Below are 8119 nucleotides of genomic sequence, written 5' to 3'. Positions count from 1 at the left end.
GAACACGCGGCCTGACCAGCAACAACGCGGTAGCGGCAACCGGCCCCGGTTGCCGCTACCGCCCCGCTACCCATCCGCTACCGCTACCCCTTCCCGCTACCGGCAACAGGTCCCTGACCTGCGAGGTAGCGGCGGTAGCGGAAGTAGCGGACTTCCCAGAGGGGGGGCGGGAGCACCCCCGCCCGGATATCGGAGGTTCGACGTGCGCACCGCCGTGCCAGAAACACCCGAAGCCTTCACCGTGCCGGAGGTCATGACCGCACTGCGCCTGAGCCGCAGCAAGGTCTATGACCTCATCCGCTCGCGTCAGTTGGCGAGCTTCACCATCGGCCGCGCCCGCCGCGTTTCCCCTGACAGCGTGCGCGCCTTCATGCAGGAACGAATCGAGGAGAACGCAGCCTGATGGCCTCCCGTAAGAGGAACCCGAACGGCGCTGGGAGCATCTGGCAGCGTAAGGACGGTCGTTACGAAGCCCGCGTGTACGTTCCGCAGCCGGACGGCACCCGCAAGCGCAAGACGGTCTACGGCGCTACGTGGGAGGAGTGTGACATCAAGCGTCAGGATCTGGTGCGACGGGACCGTCAAGGCATCCCGACCCCCACCCGCTCCGCGAAACTCTCCGAGTGGCTGCCGTATTGGCTCGCGCACTACGTCCAGCCGCGACGAAAGCTCAGCACCTACGACAAGTACGAGACGCACGCCCGGCTCTACCTGGTGCCCCTACTCGGAACCAAGCGGCTGGAGTCGCTGAGTGTTGCCGACGTGCGCCGCTTCATCACGCGCATGCAGACCACTCACACGGCTGCCACTGCCAAGGAGGCACACCGCGTTCTTCGTACGGCGCTCACGGCGGCCGTACGGGAGGAACTGATCACCCGGAACGTCGCTTCGCTGGTGGAGCCACCGCGAGTCAAACAGCGGGAGATTCGGCCCTGGTCCCTGGAAGAGGCATTGACCTTCCTGGAAGCGGCGCGGAAGGACCCGCTGTACGCCGCATTCGTCCTGGCCATTGCCATGGGCCTGCGACGCGGTGAGCTTGTGGGTCTGCGTTGGTCCGATGTGGACCTGGACAACCGGGTACTTCACGTCCGCCACCAAACGCAGCGTCGCAGGGGCGAGCTGTACGACGACGACCCCAAGAGCCGCCGCAGCCGCGTGGTGCCGATGCCTGCGCTGTGCCTCGCTCCGCTCCGCTGGCATCGGCTGCGCCAGCGTGAGGCGTTCGACCGCACGGGCGTTGCCTGGTCGGAGCGTGGCTACGTCTTCGCCACGAGGAACGGGCGGCCGGTGGAGCCCCGGAACGTCTACCGATCCTTCACCAGGGTCGCCGGTGACGCCGGGCTGCGAGTGGTCAGGCTGCACGATGCTCGGCACGGCACTGCCACGCTGCTGACGGCGGCCGGCGTCGCGCCCCGGGTCATCATGGAGATCCTGGGGCACAGCCAGATCAGCATCACGATGGACGTCTACACGCACGTCGTGCAGGACACCCAGCGCGAGGCGATCAGCCACATGGACCGGCTGCTGAAGCGACGGCGGCCGGCTGCCTGAAGGGCGACTGCCGTCAAATGGTGCCGTCAAAGGGCCCCGGACCGTGATCGGTCCGGGGCCTTTCGGCTGGTGCCCCCGGCAGGATTCGAACCTGCGACACCCGCTTTAGGAGAGCGGTGCTCTATCCCCTGAGCTACGAAGGCAGTGGCAGCGGACGCAAGCAGCGGCGTGCCTGTGGTCTGGGTGGACCACTGGCGTCAGCGTACCGGATACGGGTCGGGTGGGTGTGGGGGTCAGGTCAGGGGGACGTGGGTGAAGCGGGCGGCGGTGTGGAGGTCCGATTCGATGCGGGTGGCTGTTGTCGTGAGTTCGGGGAGGAGGTCCGTCACGCACTCCCGGAGGCTGTGGCGGCTCGCGTGCATCGCGGTGTTCAGGGCGGCCACCACCCTTCCGGACCGGTCGCGGATCGGGACCGCGATGGACCGGAGGCCCTCTTCCAGTTCCTCGTCCACCAGCGCGTAGCCCTGGGAGCGGATCGAGGTCAGGGTGTGGGTGAGTTGCTCCTTGTCCGTGATCGTGTGGGGGGTGAGGGGGCGTAGGTCGTGGGGGAGGGCGGATCGGCCGATGGCCCTGTCCGACAGGAGGACTCGGCCCAGAGCCGTCGCGTAGGCCGGCAGGCGGGTGCCCAGGGTGATGTTCACGCTCATCACCCGGCCCGTCGCCACCCTCGCCGTGTACTGGATCTCCTCGCCCGAGTCCGAGAGCACCGCCAAGGACGTCGACTCGTGGATGCGGGACGTCAGGTCGGAGAGGTGCGGGTGGGCGATGTCGGGGAGGGCCGTGCGGGAGAGGGGTGGGAAGCCCAGGGAGAGGACCCGGGGGGTCAGGGCGAAGGTGCGGTCACCTGTCGGCGTCACCAGGTCCAGGTGTTCGTAGGTGATCAGTGCTCGGCGGGCCGTCGCACGGGCCAGGCCCGTGGCCTGGGCCACCTCCGTGAGCGTCAGCTCCGGCCTGCCCTCGCCGAAGGCCGTGAGGACCGTCAGGCCCCGGGCCAGGGATTCGATGAAGTCGCGGCCGAGTCGCTGTTTCGACGCGCCGGTCCAGAGCGCCAGGTTCGACGGTGGTGTGCTGGGGGGCGGGGGCGGGGTGTTGTGCAGTTCGCGTTCCATCTGCAGCACCGCCGCCTGCAGTCGCGGCAGCAGGGTGGTGCGCAGGCTGTGTGCCGTGTGGCGGCTCGTGTGGCTGACCACGCTGGCCACGCATGCCGGCGGACGGTGGTCGCCGACCGTGTGAGGGGAGCGGACCGGTACCGAGACCGCCACCAGGCCCGGTTCGATCAGCTGGTCGTCCAAGGCCCAGCCGTTCGCGGCCGCCTCCTGCGTGCGGCTCACGAACAGGTCGTCGTCTCTCGCGTCCGCTCCGTACTTGCGTGGGGGTACGGCCGTGAAGGAGAGGTCCCTCGGGTCCGCCGCCCGGCGTTCGCGCCAGCGTTGCCAGTCGGTGGCCGTCCACTCCGTCGCGAACAGGGGGCCGGGGGCGGTGCGTTCGGCGGGGAGCAGGTCGCCGATGCGGAAGCTCAGGGACATCGCGCGGCGGCGGGTGGCCTGGTGGATGAAGCGGATGCCGTCGCGGTCGGCGACCGCCAGGGAGACCGACTCGTCCAGTTCGTCGGCCAGGGCGTCCGCCCGGGAAGCGAGCAGGGCGGGGAGACGCAGGGCGGCGAGGTAGGCGTTGCCCAGTTCCATCAGACGGGGGGAGAGGTGTACGTCCCGGCCGTCCACGCGGACGTAGCCCATGCGGGCGAGCGTGGCCGTGATGCGGTCGACTGTGGAGCGGGCGAGGCGGGTGGCCCGTTCCAGGCCGCTCAGGCTCAGTGTGCCGTCCGCCTCGGTCAGCTCCCGCAGCACCGCGATGCCGCGTATCAGCGGCGTGACCGCCTCGTCCGGTGTGGTCGAGCCCCGAGCTGGTGTGACCGTGCCGGCCACCTCTGCCGCAGCCTTCTCGGCCGGCGTCCCGCCGTCATTCACCGGCGCCCCGCTCTCGTCGGCCGAGGGGGCGGACCCCTCGGGGTCGTCGTTCATGGGCTTCGCTGGCATCGGCTCTCCGGTACGGCGGTCGCGGCAGGCCTACGGTAATCCGGAGCCCGGGGCGGGTTCCCCCTGGCGTCGCTACCCCCTCGTCACCCGCACTCGATACCCGCCCTCACCTCCACCCCCACCCTCCAGATCCACCCCCGCCACCTCGATCTCCACCCCCTTGCGCGCATCCCGGAACGTCTCCCCGGGCGTGTACGGCGCGTCCGACAGTTCCGCGTGGACGTTCGGTGCGCGGGTGCAGCCGCCGCTGTCGCGGCGGGAGTCGTAGACCGTGACCGGGCCCATGCCCGTGTCCACCTTCGCGTCGACCTTGTAGATCAGGACGCCCGGGCGGCACACCGTCTCGTCGTTGCCCGCGCGGGTGCGCAGTTCCACGGCGTAGCCGGTTCCGCTGTCCAGGGGGAGGACGACCAGCTTGGAGCCGCCTGCGTGGGCCAGCGGGGTCAGGGTGTACTCCGTGGTGCCGGGGGTCGCCACGCAGTGGACCTGCGCCGCGTCGAGCCAGCCCAGCTTCCACTTGTGCCAGCCGAGGAAGTCGTTGTTGGCGCCCCAGTCCTCGCTCATGATGTCCCAGTGGCCGACCGCGCCCCCGCCCTCGGCGGTGTACAGGTCGGGCAGGCCGAAGACATGGCCGTTCTCGTGGGGGAGTACGCGGTAGCCGTTGCGGTCGTAGGAGCCGGAACCGTCGTCCTGGCGGGAGTAGACGAACGAGGCGTTGGCCACGGGGGTGCCGTCGGCTGTCGGGGCCTCGGGGTTGCCGGCGAAGGTGACGGACAGGACGGTGTCCAGGGCGGACGGGCCGGCGTTCGGGGTGACCAGCACGTTCACGAGGTCGTACGCGCGGAAGTCCACCTTGGGGTCGGCCGCGGCCACGAGATCCTGGACCAGCGCGCGGTAGCCGGGGTCGAAGGGGGCGCCGCGCTCTATGCCGTACTCGCGGAAGGACTTCGGCATCCGCAGCCACCCCGGGATCGGGGTCTCGGGGCGGTAGTCGAGGCGGCCGTAGGAACTGGTGCGGAACCACTCGCGGGTCTGCGGGAAGAACTCCCGGAAGCGGTCCAGGGCGTCGCCGTCGCCGGGGGCGTCGGAGAAGTCGATCATCAGGGTGAGGGCGCGGACGGTGCCGGTGGAGCGGGAGTAGCCGTCGGAGGTGGGGATGCCCTCGGACATCTGGACCTCTCGGGCGCCGCGGATCAGGCACGGGCCGTGTGAGGAGGTGCGGGCCAGGGAGATCGGTCCGGCTCCGGCCGTCGTGGCGCCGGGGGCGAGGTGGCCCGTCCCGGCCGAGGTACTGACCGAGAAGGTCAGGGCGGTCACACAGGCGAGGGCGGCCAGACGGCGCCGGGGTATCCGACGGCGGGGCGGCGGCGTACGGCCTGAGCCAGCCTGCTGCGTACGGCCTGAACCGGGCGGCTGGGCGCGGCCTGAGTCGGCCGACACCGTTCGGCCTGAGCCAGGCGGCTGGGCGCGGCCTGGGTTGGCCGACCCCGTTCGGCCTGAGCCAGGCGGCTGGGCGCGGCTTGGGTTGGCCGACCCCGTTCGGCCCGAGTCGGCCCACTCCCTATGCCCCGCGCTGGCCGACTCCCTACGTCCCGAGCCGGCCGACTCCCTACGGCCCGATCCGTCCGACCCCGTTCCGCCCGAGCCGTCCGACTCCACACGCCCCGCCCCAGCCGACCGCGCAACCCCGGAGCCCGGATGCCGCGTACGGCCCGGGCCGCGCGACCCCGCCGCGCCCGGCCGGGGTCGCTGAGGCTGCGGCTGCATGCAGGGGACCTCCCGCGCCACGGCAGCCGCCGGTCTCCGGCTGCACCCTTTCGCTCACCCTGCGTTGCGGCGGATGGGGGCGCGCGTCGGAAGAGGCCGATCGTGGGTTTCCCGTCAGTAGCGCTCCGCCAGAGCCCGGCCGCCCTTGTGAGCCAGGTCACAAAGAAAAAATCCCGGCTACGGGAAATACCGGGGACCCAGTCCCCGTTTAGCCATGTGTCAGAGCGAAACGGGGACCCGCTCCCCGGATCGCGAACACCGCACACCTCACCTATCCAGGAGTACGCCGTGCAGACCGCCACCCCCGAACAGCGCAAGGTGCCCCGGCCTCGCGCCGACGCCCTGCGCAACCGGGAGCGGATCGTCACCGCCGCCCGGGAGATGTTCGTCGAGCACGGCCCCGAGGTGCCGCTCGACGAGATCGCCCGCCGGGCCGGCGTGGGCAACGCCACGGTGTACCGCAACTTCCCGGACCGCGACGCGCTGGTCCGCGAGGTCGTCTGCTCCGTCATGGACCGTACGGCCGCCGCGGCCGAGCTCGCGCTCGCTGAGACCGGCGACGCGTTCGAGGCGCTGGAGCGCTTCGTGCACGCCGCCGCCGACGAGCGGATCAGCGCGCTGTGCCCGATGGTCTCCAGCACGTTCGACAAGCACCACCCGGATCTGGAAGCCGCGCGCGAACGGGTCGAGAGCCAGGTCGCCGAGGTCATGGACCGTGCCAGCGCTGCCGGGCAGCTCCGCTCCGACGTGGGCGTCGGAGACGTCATGATCGCCGTGGCCCAGCTCAGCCGGCCCCCGGCCGGGACGGACTGCTTCCGTGCCGACCCCTTCGTCCACCGCCATCTTCAGCTGTTCCTGGACGGGCTGCGGGCTCCCGCTCGCTCCGTTCTGCCGGGCACGGCCGTGACCCTGGAGGATCTGCGCCAGCCCTGACCGATTAGTTCAGCGCGTCCCATCCGTCTGAAGCCAAGACACCGCCTCTGAAGCCAAGACACCGCCTCTGAAGCCGAGACGCCGTCCGAAGCCAAGACGACAGTCCCTGCGGCCGTCCCCGTGGACGATCCGCTGTCTCTCGACATCTCTTTCCGTCACGAAGTCCCGAAGTGGGTACCCCCATGTCTGAAACAGCCTCAAAGGCACTCGGCAATCCGGCCGGCTCGCCGGACGCCGGCCGCTGGAAAGCGCTCGTCTTCATCGCGCTCGCCCAGCTGATGGTCGTCCTGGACGCCACCATCGTGAACATCGCCCTGCCCTCCGCCCAGCAGGACCTGGGCATCTCCGACGGCAACCGGCAGTGGGTCGTCACGGCCTACGCCCTCGCCTTCGGCGGTCTGCTCCTGTTCGGCGGCCGGATAGCCGACCTGTGGGGCCGCAAGAGGGCGTTCGTCCTCGGGCTCGGCGGCTTCGCCGCGGCCTCCGCGCTCGGCGGCGCGGCCACCAACGAGGCGATGATGTTCGGCGCCCGCGCCCTCCAGGGCGTCTTCGGCGCGCTGCTCGCGCCCGCCGCGCTCTCCCTGCTCGCCGTGATGTTCACCGATGCCAAGGAGCGCGCCAAGGCGTTCGGCATCTACGGCGCGATCGCCGGTGGCGGCGGTGCCGTCGGCCTGATCCTGGGCGGCTTCCTCACCGAGTACCTGGACTGGCGCTGGACGTTCTTCGTGAACATCCCGTTCGCCATCGTCGCCGCGGCCGGTGCGTACTTCGTCATCCGTGAGCCGGAGGGCGGCCGCAACCGTTCGTCGCTCGACATCCCCGGCGTGATCCTGTCCACCCTCGGCCTGGTCGCCCTGGTCTACGGCTTCACCCGCGCCGAGTCCGACGGCTGGAGCGACTCCGTGACCGTCGGCATGTTCGTCGCCTCCGCGGTCCTGCTCCTGGCCTTCGTGCTCGTCGAGTCCAAGGTCAAGGCCCCGCTGCTGCCGCTGCGCGTGGTCACCGAGCGCAACCGCGGCGGTGTCTACCTCTCCCTCGGTCTCGCGATCATCGCGATGTTCGGCCTGTTCCTCTTCCTGACCTACTACCTGCAGATCGTGAAGGGGTACTCGCCGGTCAAGACCGGGTTCGCCTTCCTGCCGATGATCGCGGGCATGATCACGGGCTCGACCCAGATCGGCACCCGTCTGATGACCCGGGTCGCGCCGCGCCTGCTGATGGGCCCCGGCTTCCTGGTCGCCGCACTCGGCATGCTGCTGCTGACCCAGCTCGAGATCGGCTCCTCGTACGCGGCCCTGCTGCTGCCGGCGATGCTGCTGCTCGGCCTCGGCATGGGTACGGCGTTCATGCCGGCCATGTCCCTGGCCACCCAGGGCGTCGAGCCCCGGGACTCCGGTGTCGCCTCCGCGATGGTCAACACCTCGCAGCAGGTGGGCGGCGCCATCGGTACCGCCCTGCTGAACACCATCGCCGCCTCGGCGACGACGTCGTACATCGCCGACCACATCGTGGGGGCGACCAGCCGGTCCCAGCAGCAGCTGGTCCAGCTGGAGGGCATGGTCGAGGGCTACACGAGCGCCATCTGGTTCGCCGTCGGCATCCTCGTCGTGGCCGCCGCGATCGCCCTGACCTTCGTCAACGCCGGCCGGCCCGACAGCTCCACCGTGACCGGCTCGGACTCCGGCGTGGACGACGAGGTGCAGATCCCGGTCGTCGCCCACTGACGACGGGGGCCCCTGAAAAAACCCCTTCGGGCCACCCGTAGGCACGAGGAAGGGGACGCCTCGTACCTATGGATTCCAGGACCTGCCCCGGCTCAGCGGAGCCAGGGC

The 8119-nt window shown here is 70.6% G+C and carries 6 protein-coding genes and 1 tRNA gene; 4 read left to right on the top strand and 3 right to left on the bottom strand.

Annotated elements, in window-relative coordinates; all coding sequences use genetic code 11:
- The first annotated feature begins 202 nt into the window (after positions 1-202).
- Entirely contained in the window at positions 203-403 is a 201-nt protein-coding gene (locus ACFTZL_RS36685; protein ID WP_030650313.1) for a helix-turn-helix domain-containing protein, read from the top strand.
- Complete coding sequence (locus tag ACFTZL_RS36680) at positions 403-1551, top strand: tyrosine-type recombinase/integrase (protein WP_382592258.1); 1149 nt, start codon at positions 403-405, stop codon at positions 1549-1551. The genes ACFTZL_RS36685 and ACFTZL_RS36680 overlap by 1 nt, the downstream gene beginning before the upstream one ends.
- 67 nt (positions 1552-1618) lie before the next feature.
- On the opposite strand, the gene ACFTZL_RS36675 is transcribed toward ACFTZL_RS36680, so the two are convergent.
- The 3 genes from ACFTZL_RS36675 to ACFTZL_RS36665 all read right to left on the bottom strand — a co-directional run bounded on the left by ACFTZL_RS36675 (position 1619) and on the right by ACFTZL_RS36665 (position 4904).
- Positions 1619-1694, bottom strand: a tRNA-Arg gene (locus tag ACFTZL_RS36675).
- A gap of 90 nt (positions 1695-1784) precedes the next feature.
- Positions 1785-3587: an IclR family transcriptional regulator C-terminal domain-containing protein gene (locus tag ACFTZL_RS36670; RefSeq protein WP_382592254.1), complete on the bottom strand. Its 1803-nt coding sequence runs from the start codon at positions 3585-3587 to the stop codon at positions 1785-1787.
- A gap of 72 nt (positions 3588-3659) precedes the next feature.
- Positions 3660-4904 carry a M6 family metalloprotease domain-containing protein gene (locus ACFTZL_RS36665; protein WP_382592251.1) on the bottom strand — a complete coding sequence of 415 codons (1245 nt, stop codon included), beginning with the start codon at positions 4902-4904 and terminating at the stop codon, positions 3660-3662.
- 738 nt (positions 4905-5642) lie between these two features.
- Here ACFTZL_RS36665 and ACFTZL_RS36660 point away from each other — a divergent pair.
- The gene (locus ACFTZL_RS36660) at positions 5643-6287 is read left to right on the top strand and encodes a TetR/AcrR family transcriptional regulator (RefSeq protein ID WP_382592248.1); all 645 of its coding nucleotides are present in this window, start codon (positions 5643-5645) and stop codon (positions 6285-6287) included.
- Between the two features lie 182 nt (positions 6288-6469).
- A complete protein-coding gene (locus ACFTZL_RS36655) occupies positions 6470-8011 on the top strand; it encodes an MFS transporter (RefSeq protein WP_382592245.1) in 1542 nt (513 codons plus the stop codon).
- The last annotated feature ends 108 nt before the right edge of the window (positions 8012-8119 follow it).

This window comes from Streptomyces sp. NPDC056948, assembly GCF_042674225.1.
Lineage (GTDB): Bacteria > Actinomycetota > Actinomycetes > Streptomycetales > Streptomycetaceae > Streptomyces > Streptomyces purpurascens.
This window is presented reverse-complemented; position numbering and strand designations above follow the sequence as displayed.